Origin of the sequence: Erwinia sp. MYb375, assembly GCF_037479175.1 — a bacterium.
In the GTDB taxonomy this organism is placed as follows: Bacteria; Pseudomonadota; Gammaproteobacteria; order Enterobacterales; family Enterobacteriaceae; genus Erwinia; species Erwinia rhapontici.
In genome coordinates, this window is the sequence record NZ_JBBGZS010000023.1 from 1398498 (window position 1) to 1412478 (window position 13981).

Here is a 13981-nt window from a genome sequence, read left to right on the forward strand (position 1 = left end):
AATGCCATTCTGTTTAATTGTTATTTTACATATAATGGTAAAGCTTTATATGCAACGAAAAAATACAATATATAATTAGCCAGATAAGCTATATTTGCACCTTGCACCCCGAAGTGTGACACACAAATGTAGGTTAAGGATATCAGACTAACTGAAAATAACACCTCAGTACTAATATACCATTTAGTCGCGCCTTGCGATAACATTGGGTATGCAAACAACCAGCTAGCAACTTTAACTACATCACCTATTAACTGGATAAGAAATAAATCCCTCGCACCTTTAAACTGCTCAGTAAAGAGGATAAAAATGATAATATCTTTAGAGAAATAAATTAAAACTGCCAGTAATATCGAAATAGGTAAAACCATTTTCAATACGCTGAATATTTCACTTTTAATTTCCCCAACTCGATTCAATTTTGACAATTTAGGGAAGTAATAAGTACTGAGGGCGACAGTAATGACTGTCAGGTAAGTTTCTGATATTTTCCAGACGGCCTGCCACTCACCTGTACTTTCCCATCCAACATGAGCGACTAGAATTTTCCTGATAATTACTAATGAAATTGGTATACATAATGCGGTAGTCGCGGTCATTAATATGTAGCTACCGATTTTTTTTATTTCAATAACATTGAATTTACAAAAAAAATATTTAAACCTAAACCATGGTTGGGTCACACAGAGCATCATGACTAAAACACCAACCAACCCTCCTTGTAATGCTACTGCGTTAATAGCACCTTTGAGGCCATAAAAATATATAAACCCGAGCATAATCAAAGATGAAAATATTACGGACACCATCCCAATAGAAATAAATCTTCTGAAATTCTGTTGGCCGTTGAGTATTGAAGTAAGCATTGTACCAAACGCGGCGAATGGTATAAGTAGAGCCAGAATTTTAAAAGAACTGGAATACTCACTATCTTTTAGAATTACCTGAGAAAGTTCTTCGGAAAAAAACCAAACTGCAGGAAGAATTATCAGAGATAGGCCCATAATGCAGTAAATACATGCGCGCCACCAGGGCGCACAATAATCAACACCATTATTATGGTTTTCCGCTGTATATCTGACAACCCCACTACCTGCTGGAGCGTTCACAATGCCGGTAATACTAGTGACAACACTTTGAAACTGCCCAAGCATTGCTATCCCAGATGGCCCAGCATAAATAGCGACAACCTTAGCAACCACAAAACCTGCGCACATACGACAAAGTGTTAAAAGGGCACTAAATGCAGTTACGCTAAAAAATTTCTTCATGCCCGGAACTCATTTACAGCACGGATCACTACTGAAATATCGCTATCCGTCAAAGTTGGATCCATAGGCAATGATAACACTCGCGAATGAATTTTCTCGGTTACAGGCAAGTATGTATCCGCCAACTCTTTGTATGCTTCTTGTTTGTGGGGTGGAATAGGATAATGTATAAGGGTTTGCACACCATTATCAGTTAAGTGTTTTTGAAGTGCTTCACGATGATCACATTGAATTACATATAGATGCCAAACATGCTCTGACGGATCTTGAATCTTCGGTAATTTTACCAATGGGTTTCTAATTTCATTATTGTAACGTGCTGCAATTTTTTGCCTGCTCAAGATGTCTTCATCAAGATATTTTAATTTGACTGTAAGCAAAGCAGCTTGAATTTCATCCAAACGACTATTGTATCCAACATGGACATTTTCGTATTTCTTATGTGAACCATAGTTTCTCAAAGCTTGAATTTTTTTCGCTAGCTCTTCATTATTTGTTGTGATTGCACCTGCATCACCTAACGCACCTAAATTTTTACCTGGATAGAAACTAAAACCAGCAGCATCACCCCAGTTACCTGCCATTGTATTATTGAGCTTTGCTCCATGTGCCTGCGCGCAATCCTCAAGAACTAACAAATTATTCTCACGTGCGATATCCATAATTTCAGACATCGGTGATATTTTCCCATAAAGGTGAACAGGAAGAATTACGCGTGTTTTATTCGTTATCGCTCTTTTAATATTCTCAACTGTCAAGTTGAAACTATCCTCATCGGGCTCTACTAACACAGGCGTTAGCTTATTCTGTGTTATTGCCATAATTGAAGCTATATAGGTATTAGCCTGAACGATAACTTCGTCCCCATCTTTCAGAAGTCCCATCTCTTTCCAGGCGCGCAGGACTAAGATAAGAGCATCGAGACCGTTTGCCACCCCTATCGTATGTTTCACATCACAATACTCAGAGAATTTCATTTCGAAATCCTCCAACTCCTTACCCAACACATACCAGCCAGAATCAATGACTCTCGCACAAGCTTCTTTCAACTCATTCGAATAGCGAGAATTAACATTTTTTAAGTTCAAAAAATCAATCATTTTGACAGCCTTTTTAATTCGTTGATTAACTCTTCATCATGAGAATTTAATACATAATCAAAAACAGTTAATCCGCTATAGTCTTGTAAATTCAAGTCTGCACCCATATCCACTAAATCATCGAGCAACTCAAATCTTCTGCTTTCAGCGATGAAATTTTTCAAATACATCGCTACGGTTGTGCCGTTATGGTTACGATCATTTATGTCAGCACCATTACCCACAAGCCATCGAACCATATCTATGTTTCCATGGTATGCTGCTACTATAATAGGGCTCCAACCCTTATCATTTTTCTCAATTAAGCTTTTTTTAGTCGCTTCTATTTTAATTAAATCGTGAAAAGTCCCTTTTTCACATATGTCAAAAATGGTTTGCAGGTTATCTTTCTTTAATTCAAGATCGTAATCTATTGTTGATACAACTATTTTATTAAATGAATCTTGTAAAATTTGACCTGGTTTACCACTTGATCTTGAACTTAAAATAGACCCACCGAATATCGAGAACCCATAAACTTCTGGCAATTGAAAATCCCGAAAGGTGAATGCATTTATTTGACTTAAAATCTCGAATGCAGTTTTATTCAGATCAATAGTTATTTTTTTATAATCTATTGAGCTTTTAGAGTAATAACTAGACCCTTCACTTTTTTGATCTTGAACACTAAAAGTGTTATTTATTATCGATGGTATGTTTTTTAATACCAAACGGGTTCCATTGGCTATGTATTTTAGATAAAGACTTTTAGCTGTTTCATCTTCATCTATTGAAAATATGAACTGATCTAAAATAGCTCCAGTATCAATTCCAGCATCAATCATATGAAGTGTAACACCACTTTCTTTTTCATTATTTAAAATAGGCCATGCTGATGTATACATCCCTTTGTACTGTGGCAATTTCGAAAAGTGGATATTGAACAACCGCTTATGAATAAATTTTTCTGGTTTAACTATACGATCGAACTCTAGTGAGAGGAAAATTGAATCTTCAATTTCATATGCAACATCTAAAGAAATTTCTTGAATCTTATTCTTAAGGCAATAGTTTTTGAAGGAACGTTGGTGTGTGTTTTTACCGTCATCACTTTTATTAAAAACAGCTAAAACCTCAACCTCTTGAAAATTATCTCTCAGCCAAGAGGTTACGTTAACAGCTATATCATTTTTACCTGCAATGATAACTTTCATTTTTTATCTCTTTAATGAACTCATCGTAATCGCGGATATAGTCAGATTCATCATATAAACTGTCGGCGAGCACCATTAGTACGCAGTCTTCTGAGAAATCATGCATTTCTCGCCACATACACGAATCAATCAATAATCCCTGGGCTGGGTCATTCAATACAATCTCTACCCTCTCAGTGCCATCATCAAGAATAAAGCGACATGATCCACATAATGCAATCGCTATCTGTTTAAGAGCTTTGTGAGCATGAAACCCTCTACTTACACCTCTTGCTGTCTTCAGCATATAATAGACACGTTTTATTTTGAACGGTATATTTTTATCTTCTTCAAGCGCAAAAAGTGAGCCGCGATCATCCCCATGCAACTGCAATGGAATTAATTTGATATCCATCATTATCTCACTTCTTTAAATTTATAATTTCAAATTCGGGAGCTATTTCGTCTTTCTCGGATAGAATTGCTTTTATAAGAGGCCACTTAATATTCAAACTAGTGTCATTCCAAATAATCGCTCTTTCCGAATTTTTATTGTAGTAATTAGTGGTTTTGTACACAAATTCCGCACTCTCACTCAAAACCAGAAACCCATGTGCAAATCCTTCAGGGATCCACATCTGACGCTTATTTTCGGCAGAAAGATTAAAACCGACCCATTGACCATAAGTTGCAGATGACTTTCTGATGTCCACTGCCACATCAAAGACTTCACCAGAAATACAGCGGACTAACTTGCCCTGCTCATAAGGTGCGACTTGGTAGTGCAGACCACGCAGAACGCTCTTAAAAGACTTAGAGTGGTTATCCTGCACGAACTCCACCTTACGGCCCACTGCTTCTTCAAATACTTTCTGGCTGAAGCTCTCAAAAAAGAAACCTCGTTCATCCCCGAACACTTTAGGCTCAAAAATCAGCACATCCGGTATTTCTGTTCTAATCACGTTCATAGCATTAGTACCCTTTCACCATCTTGAGCAGATACTGCCCATATTCATTCTTCGCTAATGGCGCAGCCAGTTTCTTCACCTGCTCTGCATCGATAAACCCTTTGCGATAGGCAATTTCTTCCGGGCAGGAGACTTTCAGGCCCTGACGTTGCTCAATGGTCTGAATAAAGTTGCTCGCCTCAATCAGACTGTGGTGCGTACCGGTATCCAGCCACGCATAGCCACGCCCCATCATCGCCACCGACAGGTTGCCCTGATCCATATACAGGCGGTTGATATCGGTAATTTCCAACTCGCCGCGATGTGAAGGTTTCAGGCTTTTCGCCATTTCCACTACGCTATTGTCGTAGAAATAGAGCCCGGTAACCGCATAGTTACTCTTGGGCTCCAGCGGTTTCTCTTCCAGAGAGACCGCAATGCCGTCTTTATCAAACTCCACCACGCCATAACGCTCAGGATCGTTAACATGGTAAGCAAATACCGTCGCACCGGAGGTCTGGTTCACCGCGGCCTGAAGCTCTTTCGGCAGGTCGTGACCGTAGAAAATATTGTCGCCTAACACCAGTGCACAGGTATCTTCACCAATGAACTCTTCACCCAGAATAAAGGCCTGTGCCAGGCCATCGGGGCTCTCCTGCACAATGTATTGCAGGTTAAGCCCCCACTGGCTGCCATCGCCCAGCAGCTGTTCAAAGCGCGGCGTATCCTGCGGGGTACTGATAATCAGAATATCGCGAATGCCTGCCAGCATCAGCGTGCTGAGAGGGTAGTAGATCATGGGTTTATCGTAGATGGGCAGCAGTTGCTTGCTGACGGCCATAGTGACAGGATACAGGCGGGTTCCAGACCCCCCTGCCAAAATAATTCCTTTACGCATGAGATATCTCTAATTTATATGGGGTTAATGAGGTCAGAGCGCATTAAAGGCGGCTAACTCAGCCATCATCCGCTGAACCCCGCGCTGCCAGTCGGGCAAGTTCAGACCAAACGTGTTTTGAAATTTACGTGTGTCAAGCCGGGAGTTAAGCGGTCGATGCGCTGGCGTTGGATAATGGCTGGTGTTCAACGGATGTACCGTCTTCAAGACTAACTCAACACCTGCGTCTTTTGCTTCGGCAAACACGACGTTAGCGTAATCATACCAGGTCGTAGTGCCGGCTGCGGCAAGGTGATATAACCCCGCCACCGACGGATCGCGCAACGCAGCAGTAATAGCATGAGCCGTACAATCCGCGATCAGATCAGCCCCGGTTGGTGCGCCATGCTGATCGTTAATCACTGACAGTTCATCACGCTGCTTCGCCAGACGAAGCATCGTTTTGGCAAAATTATTACCTTTGGTGGCATACACCCAACTGGTGCGGAAAATCAGATGCCGGGAACAATACTGCTGAATGGCCAACTCACCGGCCAGTTTGCTGGCACCATACACATTAAGCGGCCCAGTGGAATCGTCTTCTTGCCAGGCCTGCTCACCCTGTCCCGGAAACACGTAATCAGTCGAATAGTGAACCAGCCAGGCACTCAGCGATTCGGCCTCTTTAGCAATAGCTTCCACGGTCAATGCATTGACCCGATGCGCCTGCTCAGGCTCACTCTCGGCTTTATCGACGGCAGTATATGCCGCAGCATTCACAATCACATCAGGGCGGATGCTGCGGATCGTAGCGATAATTCCCTTGGTATCAGCAAAGTCACCGCAATATTTTGTTGATGATGTGGCCAGCGCGGTAACGTTCCCCAGTGGAGCCAGCGCACGCTGCAATTCCCAGCCGACCTGACCATTTTTACCGAACAGCAGAATATTCATGGCTGACGTTCACTGTAGTTCTGTTCAATCCATGACTGATAGGCGCCGCTTTTGACGTTACTCACCCACTCGGTATTGTCCAGATACCACTGCACCGTCTTGCGGATCCCGCTATCAAATGTTTCCTGCGGTTGCCAGTTCAGTTCTTGACTGATTTTAGAGGCATCAATCGCATAGCGACGGTCGTGCCCCGGGCGGTCGGCAACATAGGTAATCTGCTCACGGTAGTGAGAGGCTTTCGGCACCATCTCATCCAACAGATCACAGATGGTTTCCACCACCTGTAAATTCTGCTTTTCGTTATGGCCGCCGATATTGTAGGTTTCACCGATCTTACCCTTTGTTACCACCGTGTAGAGTGCGCGCGCATGGTCTTCCACATACAACCAGTCGCGGATCTGATCGCCACGTCCGTAAACCGGCAAAGGCTTACCGTCGAGTGCATTCAGGATCACTAAAGGGATCAGTTTTTCCGGGAAGTGATAAGGGCCGTAATTGTTTGAGCAGTTGGTAATTATCGTTGGCAAACCGTAGGTACGAAGCCAGGCACGGACTAAATGGTCACTGGAGGCTTTTGATGCCGAATACGGGCTGCTGGGTGCATAGGCGGTGGTTTCGGTAAATAATGGCAGCGCAGCTGAGTCATCATTCATCTCGTCCGGATGCGGTAAATCCCCGTAGACTTCGTCGGTGGAAATATGGTGGAAACGGAAAGCCGTTTTGCGCGTAGAATCCAGCCCGCTCCAGTAACTGCGTGTGGCCTCCAGCAGGACATAAGTGCCGACAATGTTGGTTTCAATAAAATCAGCCGGGCCGCTGATGGAGCGGTCTACGTGGCTTTCAGCCGCCAGATGCATTACCGCATCAGGTTGATGTTCATTGAAAATCGCACTCATGGCATCTTTGTCACAGATGTCGGCCTGTACAAAAGCATAACGCGCATCATTGCTGACACCAGCAACGGACTCAGGATTGCCCGCATACGTGAGTTTATCAATGTTCACGACACTGTCTGTAGTCTGCGTAATAATATGGCGAACTACTGCTGAACCAATAAATCCGGCGCCGCCGGTCACTAGAATTTTCACGCCGTCGTTCTCTCTTTGGCTAATATCGATAATGCTAAGAATGCTCGCTGACGGTCATTTGTCCGTCAAACAGCGTGGCGAAGTCACAGTCAATTTTTGCCGTACTTTTATGGCGTATAACATCAATAGGTATACGGTGATGACCTGAATTGTTCATATCAGATGTGCATACTGTTTCACTTAGCCACGCTACCGCCACTGGCTGTAGCCACCAGATAGCTGTCTCTTACCTTGTTACACAAGCATAGTCTGACCTTGTCACTCGACGTGCTTTTCATAACCAGATTAGTCCTGGAAATAATCAGACATAAAGTGTCACAAAACCCAGCGCCAATTTTTATACTAAGCACTGGACCATACAAGCCTAATCTTTATTTTTTTTGTGGGTTTAACGCTTTTGACTTTAAATGAACAATTAAGCAACACTGATAGGTTATTTTCTAACTCATGCTATTTTGTGATCTCACCCACACGCTCTGCTCTCAGTAACTATCGGTAAGATAGAGGGTTAAAATATACCATTGCCACCTCTCACAAACAAAAAAACTCCCAGATGAGGGAGTTTTATACATAAGGGATTTCACGTTTTATTCAACGATACCCATTAGGATTCTTCGACTGCCAGTTCCACGTATCACGCATCATCTCATCAATACCGCGTGAAACACGCCAGTTCAGTTCTTTATCCGCCAGTGAAGCATCCGCCCAGAACGCAGGAAGATCGCCATCACGGCGCGGTGAGATCTGGTAAGGCACAGGCTTACCTGCGGCTTTCTCAAAGGCTTTCACCATCTCCAGCACCGAGTACCCTACCCCGGCACCGAGGTTGTAGGCTTTATAGCCATCAACCGCAGCAATATGGTCCAGCGCTTTAAGATGGCCTTCAGCCAGATCCATCACGTGAATGTAGTCGCGTTCGCCGGTGCCATCTTTCGTCGGGTAATCCCCGCCAAAGATGCCCAGTTTCTCCAGACGGCCAATGGCCACCTGAGCAATGTACGGCAGCAGGTTGTTCGGGATACCGTTAGGGTCTTCGCCGATCTGGCCAGACTCATGCGCCCCCACCGGGTTGAAATAACGCAGCGCAATGGTTTTGAATTCCGGGTTCGCTTTGGCGTAGTCACGCAGGATCTGCTCAACCATCAGCTTTGAGGTGCCATACGGGCTGGTTGTGCCGCCAATCGGCGTGGTTTCCACATACGGAACCGGCGCATCGGCACCGTAGACAGTTGCTGAAGAGCTGAAGATAAACTGATTCACACCCGCAGCACGCATCTCTTCCAGCAGCACCAGCGTACCGGTAACGTTATTCTGGTAGTACTCCAGCGGTTTGCGGGTGGACTCGCCAACGGCTTTGAGGCCGGCAAAGTGAATCACGGCATCGATGCGGTTGCTGGCAAAAATATCGCGCAGGCACGCACGGTCGAGGATATCCCCTTCGCAGAAGATGGCTGTTTTACCCGTGAGCTTCTCCACGCGGTTAATCGACTCGCGTGAGGCATTGCTCAGGTTATCCAGTACGACAACATCATCACCACGTTGCAGCAGCGATAACACGGTATGGGAACCGATATAGCCCGCCCCGCCCGTTACTAAAATTGCCATGTTGACTCCTTCAGACCACGCCCGGCGCGGCCATAATCAAATAAGATTACTTAGCCAGAATTTTTTGAATTTCTTCACGGAACTCGCGGCCCTGAGCGTGGTTACGCAGGCCCCAGGTCACAAACGCTTTCATATAGCCCAGTTTACGACCGCAGTCGAAGCTGTCGCCGCTCAGCAGGTGTGCATCTACCGGCTGTTTTTTGTTCAGATTGGCAATCGCATCGGTCAGCTGATAGCGGCCCCAGGCACCCGGCTCGAGATTTTCCAGTTCTGGCCAGATATCCGCAGACAATACATAGCGGCCAACCGCAGCCAGGTCAGAATTCAGGGTCTGTGGTTGCTCTGGTTTTTCCACGAACTCGACAATAGAACTGACCTTGCCAGGGAAGTCCAGCGGCTCCTCGGTGGTGATCACGGAGTATTCAGACAGATCCGCGTCAGGCATATGGTGGGCGAGTACCTGGCTACGACCGGTCTCTTCAAAGCGTGCCACCATCGCGGCAAGGTTGTAACGCAGCGGATCGGCACTGGCGTTATCCAGCAATACGTCCGGCAGAACCACCACGAAGGCTTCATCATGCAGCATCGGACGGGCACATAACAGGGAGTTTGCCAGACCCAGTGGCTGTGGCTGACGCACGTTCATGATCGTCACACCCGGCGGGCAGATAGACTGCACTTCACTCAGGAGCTGACGTTTCACACGCGCTTCAAGCAGGGCTTCCAGCTCATAGGACGTATCAAAGTGGTTTTCAACCGCATTCTTGGATGCATGAGTGACCAGGACAATTTCCTTGATACCCGCTGCCACGCACTCGTCGATGATGTACTGAATCATCGGCTTGTCGACAACAGGCAACATCTCTTTAGGAATGGCTTTTGTAGCAGGGAGCATATGCATACCGAGACCCGCAACCGGGATAACTGCTTTAAGCTTGGTCATAGTGTTTCCATATAAATGAAGTAAAAAACGTCCATTGATTATGCATTAAAGAGATGATTCACAAGTATAATCTTAATCTGAAAAATAAGCTCCAGGGCCAGCAATAAAAAAGGCCACCATCACGGTGACCTTATATTTATTACCGGGTTACAGCCAGTGAGTGAACCATTCCGGCCTGATAAACAGATTGAAATAACTCACCAGCGCCATGATCCCGACAAACACCGCCGCCACCGACATCCACTGACGGGCATAGGGGATAAACGGAATGCCAATCACTGGTTTGATAAAGAACGGATGGGCAAAGGCAGAGATGAGCACCTGAGAAATCGACAGCGTCAGCGCCACATACCAGACGTTCGGCCAGATCCAGGTGGTTGCCAGTACCAGCACCACGATGATGCTTGCCACCACGTTCCACCAGAATTCGACGTTGGTACGGCCGTTGGCCTGAGATATCGCGCCGGTCAGCCCGCCCATCGGACGCAGCATACCGAACAGCAGCATCAGCGGGATCAGCGACCCAACCGCCTCATGCGCCGGGCCGTAAAGCACGCGCACCACCACCGGGGAGAGGATACCTATCGCCAGATACATCAGGCTGCTGAACAGCATGATCATGAAGGTGCCTTTCAGGAACAGCTTCTGCAACTGCGCAGGTTCATGCTGTTTCTCAGCAAAGCGTGGCAGTGCCAGGCGATTAATCACCGGCGTCACCAGTTTCAGCGGTTGCAGCACCAGCTCTTTCGCCAGTGAGTACACCCCGAGCATTTCAGCGCCCATCACCTTACCGACAATCAGGGAGTCGGCCTGGGTACGTAACTGGTTAATCGTCTGTGAACCCAGCTGATACACGCCGTACTTCATCGAACTGAAAAACGTCGATTTATCAAACTCGAAGGTCGGTCGCCAGGACTTTTCACCGAACCAGATCATGCACAGAATGCGCATGGCGGCATTGGCAAACAGGCCAAGGATCACCGCCGAGACATTGAGCGGCGAGTAGTAAAGCAGCCCCACCGTCAGCACAAAGGCCAGAAACTTGGTGACCATTTCGATCTTCGCCAGCAATACCATGCGTTTGGCTTTAACGAAGTGGGCCTGATACTGCGACAGCGAACCCAGCACCAGGAAGTTAATACTGGTCAGCATGATCAGTCCGGTGAGTTCCGGGATGTGATAGAAATGCGCGATCGGCCAGGCAATGGCGATCAACAGCAATCCGGTCAGCAGACTCAGTAAAACGTTCACCCAGTAGATGGTGCTCTGCTCCTTGCGGGTGATGTTCTGGCGATGCACGATGTAGCTGCTCATCCCCATATCCTGCAACACCATCGCCACGGCCAGAATGGCGTTAATAATTGCCAGAATACCCAGCTCGTGGGTTTCCAGCTTACGCGCCAGCACCCCAAGCTGCACCACCTGTAACACGGCGGCAAAACAGGTACCGCCAAACAGCCATACGGCCTGATTTTTTAAACTACTCACGCTAATTGCTCCAGAATCTCTGCCAGTTCGCGGTAGGCGATATGCTGGTTAAATTCGGTTTCTACCTTGTGCCGTGCGGCCACCACCACCGGTGCGATATCGGCCTCACCCTGTGACAGTTTCAGCAGAATGTCAGCCAGTGCTGCGGCATCGCCTTCCGGTGCCAGCCAGCCGGACACATTGTGTTCAATCAGCTCAGGGATACCACTGTGCTCGCTGGACACCACCGGCAGCCCGACAGCCATCGCTTCCATCAGCGCCACGGGTATCCCTTCCATGTCACCATCCGCCGCAGTCAGCGACGGAAGCAGGAAGATATCGGCTTCATCGAGATAGCGTTTGATCTCTTCCTGCGGCTTAAAGCCGACCATTTTCACGCAGTCAGCCAGATCGGCCGCCGCGATGGTGGCACGCAGTTCCTCTTCGAGGTCGCCGTTGCCGACAATGGTGTATTCAAACTGTCCGCCCTGCGCTTTGAGGATTTTGCAGGCATCAATTGCCACACCCAGCCCTTTCTTCTCGGTGAGGCGCGCCACGGAAAGAATGCGTAGCGGCTGATGGAGAGAATCCCTGATTTTGAGATTAAATTTCTCCGGCTCGATGCCCATGCGCGTCACATGAATCTTCTCTGCCGGGCAGCCCATGCTAATCAGCTTGTTCTCCCACAGGTGGCTGATAGGCAGCAGCAGCTCGGTCTGGGTAAACAGGCGAGCATAGTCATCTTTATGCTCATCGAGGATATGGCGGCGGGAAATATCGGCACCGTGGAAGACGGTGGCCTGCTTGCCCTGCAGAACATTCAGTTCACGCAGTTTATTGGCGAGCGCCCCGGCATAACCGAAGTGCACTAAAAACACATCGGCAACGAAAGGGGTTTTGTTGGCGGCCACAATCGCCGGCAGCAGCAGTTTGCTGGACTGGGCGCCGTAGCGCCCGATATTGAAGGATTTTAACGTGGCGGTATTGAGGATTTTTGGCAGCACAATTTGCAGACGCTGTTTCAGTTTATCCGCATTACTGACCTTCTCTTCTGGCAGCAAATAGTGGGTCTTCTCAGCCAGATGATAACGGTCAAACGCACCGTGTCGATTCACCAGGTCGCCCGGAAACACCGAAATGATCTCAACGTCGTAGCCGATATCAATAAAATGCGTCACCTGATTCAGTACGAAAGTTTCCGAGGAAACCGGAAATCGCATCGTGAAAAATGTCAGTTTCATTGGTTCACCCTAAGCGTTTGACCACGTCGTCAGTGATACGGTTACCCAGGATCCGTTCCTGTTCCACAGCCGTATCAACCTGCTGCTTCACCGCCTCATAGTTATCCAGCACATTATTCACCCGCGTGATAATGCTACCGTCCATCAGACTCTTCACATCGCTGGCCATGTCTGGCAACCCAAGTTGGTTCATCACGCCCAGAGATTTGTGCTCGTAGTTAATCGCCACCGCTGGCGTCCCAAAGTTCATTGAGATAATCGCGGAGTGTAAACGGGTGCCAATCGTGAGATGGCACTGACCCAGCAGGATACCCAGCTCAAGGTCGTTAAATTCATCCATGATCACGTGATACTTATCTTTCTGCTCAATATGATCGCTCAGTGTCATCGCCACCATACGGTCATCTTTGTTGTAGCTGTCGATGCCGGTACAGGTGGAGAAGGCGACCACCTGATAGCCCCGCGCAATCATCGCGTTGATCACCCGGCCAAACGCCGCTTCGTACTGCTGCTGGGTCACCCCAAGGCGCTTGTCGAAAGGCGCCAGTTCACGCACGGTAATGGCAATCGTTTTCTGCTGGCCAATCACCTGCTGCCAGTGCACCAGGTTATGACCCGGCTCTGCCACCTCACGTGCGCGGACCAGGAAGGCGGTATCAGCACCTTTTACCACTTTCCCGGTGGTGATACCGCCCTGCTTCATCATCTCCAGGCTGACGCTTTCACGCAGCACCAGACTATCGACGCGGTCGAACACGAAGTTTGCAATTTCATTGAAACGTGGCTTCTGGAACGGCCCCACGCTGTGACCGATCATATGGATCGGTTTCTTCGCCAGCAGTGCACACAGTGAGTGCTCAAACTGCAACGGACCATACAGATCCACAAAGAACGAACCGCCGACCTGGATAATCGCATCGTACTGTTTCAGGTTGTCGCTGAATTCCTGCAAATACTGCGGCACCGGAAACAGCTTGAACACACCCTTATTCGCGATGTGCGCCATCATGATTTTTGGCATCAGGCGGCGTTTGATCTTGTCGACGATCTTGTTTTTGCCCTTTTTGGTCTGCAAAAAGAGCGCATCAGGCAGAATGTCTTGCTGGAGCAGGTAACCAGAACTGGTTGGATAACGGCTAATAACATCAATATCAATATCGTTCCTTGCCAGATTCAACGAATCAATAATCCCGCGTAAAATAGCGCCATCACCACGATTTCCACATGTATGATTGCCAACTAATAAAATCTTCATAACTACTCCAGAAAAATTTTTGTAATTTTTACAGGCTAACGCCCATCAATGCAGCTGAATC

General features: G+C 47.2%; 13 protein-coding genes. All 13 read right to left on the reverse strand.

The genetic code is table 11. The features are described from left to right. Positions 1–20: 20 nt before the first annotated feature. Positions 21–1271 carry an O-antigen translocase gene (locus WH279_RS19375; protein WP_339458084.1) on the reverse strand — a complete coding sequence of 417 codons (1251 nt, stop codon included), beginning with the start codon at positions 1269–1271 and terminating at the stop codon, positions 21–23. After that, positions 1268–2371 carry a DegT/DnrJ/EryC1/StrS family aminotransferase gene (locus WH279_RS19380; protein ID WP_339458085.1) on the reverse strand — a complete coding sequence of 368 codons (1104 nt, stop codon included), beginning with the start codon at positions 2369–2371 and terminating at the stop codon, positions 1268–1270. The genes WH279_RS19375 and WH279_RS19380 overlap by 4 nt, the downstream gene beginning before the upstream one ends. Continuing rightward, positions 2368–3564 (reverse strand): ankyrin repeat domain-containing protein, encoded by a 1197-nt coding sequence (locus WH279_RS19385; protein ID WP_339458086.1) that lies wholly within the window; start codon positions 3562–3564, stop codon positions 2368–2370. The genes WH279_RS19380 and WH279_RS19385 overlap by 4 nt, the downstream gene beginning before the upstream one ends. Beyond that, positions 3542–3958: a sugar 3,4-ketoisomerase gene (locus WH279_RS19390; RefSeq protein ID WP_339458795.1), complete on the reverse strand. Its 417-nt coding sequence runs from the start codon at positions 3956–3958 to the stop codon at positions 3542–3544. The genes WH279_RS19385 and WH279_RS19390 overlap by 23 nt, the downstream gene beginning before the upstream one ends. Positions 3959–3965: 7 nt before the next feature. Then, the gene (gene rfbC / locus WH279_RS19395) at positions 3966–4511 is read right to left on the reverse strand and encodes a dTDP-4-dehydrorhamnose 3,5-epimerase (protein WP_339458087.1); all 546 of its coding nucleotides are present in this window, start codon (positions 4509–4511) and stop codon (positions 3966–3968) included. A gap of 4 nt (positions 4512–4515) precedes the next feature. After that, complete coding sequence (gene rfbA, locus WH279_RS19400) at positions 4516–5388, reverse strand: glucose-1-phosphate thymidylyltransferase RfbA (RefSeq protein ID WP_212813030.1); 873 nt, start codon at positions 5386–5388, stop codon at positions 4516–4518. A gap of 33 nt (positions 5389–5421) precedes the next feature. Next, positions 5422–6321, reverse strand: a complete 900-nt coding sequence (rfbD, locus tag WH279_RS19405; RefSeq protein ID WP_339458088.1) for a dTDP-4-dehydrorhamnose reductase — start codon at positions 6319–6321, stop codon at positions 5422–5424. Beyond that, positions 6318–7409 carry a dTDP-glucose 4,6-dehydratase gene (rfbB, locus tag WH279_RS19410; RefSeq protein ID WP_339458089.1) on the reverse strand — a complete coding sequence of 364 codons (1092 nt, stop codon included), beginning with the start codon at positions 7407–7409 and terminating at the stop codon, positions 6318–6320. The genes rfbD and rfbB overlap by 4 nt, the downstream gene beginning before the upstream one ends. Positions 7410–8000: 591 nt before the next feature. Next, a complete protein-coding gene (gene galE, locus WH279_RS19415; protein ID WP_339458090.1) occupies positions 8001–9014 on the reverse strand; it encodes a UDP-glucose 4-epimerase GalE in 1014 nt (337 codons plus the stop codon). A gap of 46 nt (positions 9015–9060) precedes the next feature. Further along, positions 9061–9957, reverse strand: a complete 897-nt coding sequence (galF, locus tag WH279_RS19420) for a UTP--glucose-1-phosphate uridylyltransferase GalF (protein ID WP_339458091.1) — start codon at positions 9955–9957, stop codon at positions 9061–9063. A gap of 147 nt (positions 9958–10104) precedes the next feature. Next, positions 10105–11445, reverse strand: coding sequence for a lipopolysaccharide biosynthesis protein (locus tag WH279_RS19425; RefSeq protein ID WP_339458092.1), 1341 nt, complete (start codon positions 11443–11445; stop codon positions 10105–10107). Next, positions 11442–12665 carry a glycosyltransferase gene (locus WH279_RS19430; protein WP_339458093.1) on the reverse strand — a complete coding sequence of 408 codons (1224 nt, stop codon included), beginning with the start codon at positions 12663–12665 and terminating at the stop codon, positions 11442–11444. The genes WH279_RS19425 and WH279_RS19430 overlap by 4 nt, the downstream gene beginning before the upstream one ends. 4 nt (positions 12666–12669) lie before the next feature. Beyond that, entirely contained in the window at positions 12670–13920 is a 1251-nt protein-coding gene (wcaK, locus tag WH279_RS19435) for a colanic acid biosynthesis pyruvyl transferase WcaK (protein WP_200643542.1), read from the reverse strand. Positions 13921–13981 lie beyond the last annotated feature (61 nt).

What these genes read in the sequence shown, in the direction of transcription:
- WH279_RS19375 (WP_339458084.1), bottom strand. Translation starts at nt 1,271, where the DNA reads ATGAAGAAATTTTTTAGCGTAACTGCATTTAGTGCCCTTTTAACACTT.
- WH279_RS19380 (WP_339458085.1), bottom strand. Translation starts at nt 2,371, where the DNA reads ATGATTGATTTTTTGAACTTAAAAAATGTTAATTCTCGCTATTCGAAT.
- WH279_RS19385 (WP_339458086.1), bottom strand. Translation starts at nt 3,564, where the DNA reads ATGAAAGTTATCATTGCAGGTAAAAATGATATAGCTGTTAACGTAACC.
- WH279_RS19390 (WP_339458795.1), bottom strand. Translation starts at nt 3,958, where the DNA reads ATGGATATCAAATTAATTCCATTGCAGTTGCATGGGGATGATCGCGGC.
- rfbC (WP_339458087.1), bottom strand. Translation starts at nt 4,511, where the DNA reads ATGAACGTGATTAGAACAGAAATACCGGATGTGCTGATTTTTGAGCCT.
- rfbA (WP_212813030.1), bottom strand. Translation starts at nt 5,388, where the DNA reads ATGCGTAAAGGAATTATTTTGGCAGGGGGGTCTGGAACCCGCCTGTAT.
- rfbD (WP_339458088.1), bottom strand. Translation starts at nt 6,321, where the DNA reads ATGAATATTCTGCTGTTCGGTAAAAATGGTCAGGTCGGCTGGGAATTG.
- galE (WP_339458090.1), bottom strand. Translation starts at nt 9,014, where the DNA reads ATGGCAATTTTAGTAACGGGCGGGGCGGGCTATATCGGTTCCCATACC.
- galF (WP_339458091.1), bottom strand. Translation starts at nt 9,957, where the DNA reads ATGACCAAGCTTAAAGCAGTTATCCCGGTTGCGGGTCTCGGTATGCAT.
- WH279_RS19430 (WP_339458093.1), bottom strand. Translation starts at nt 12,665, where the DNA reads ATGAAACTGACATTTTTCACGATGCGATTTCCGGTTTCCTCGGAAACT.
- wcaK (WP_200643542.1), bottom strand. Translation starts at nt 13,920, where the DNA reads ATGAAGATTTTATTAGTTGGCAATCATACATGTGGAAATCGTGGTGAT.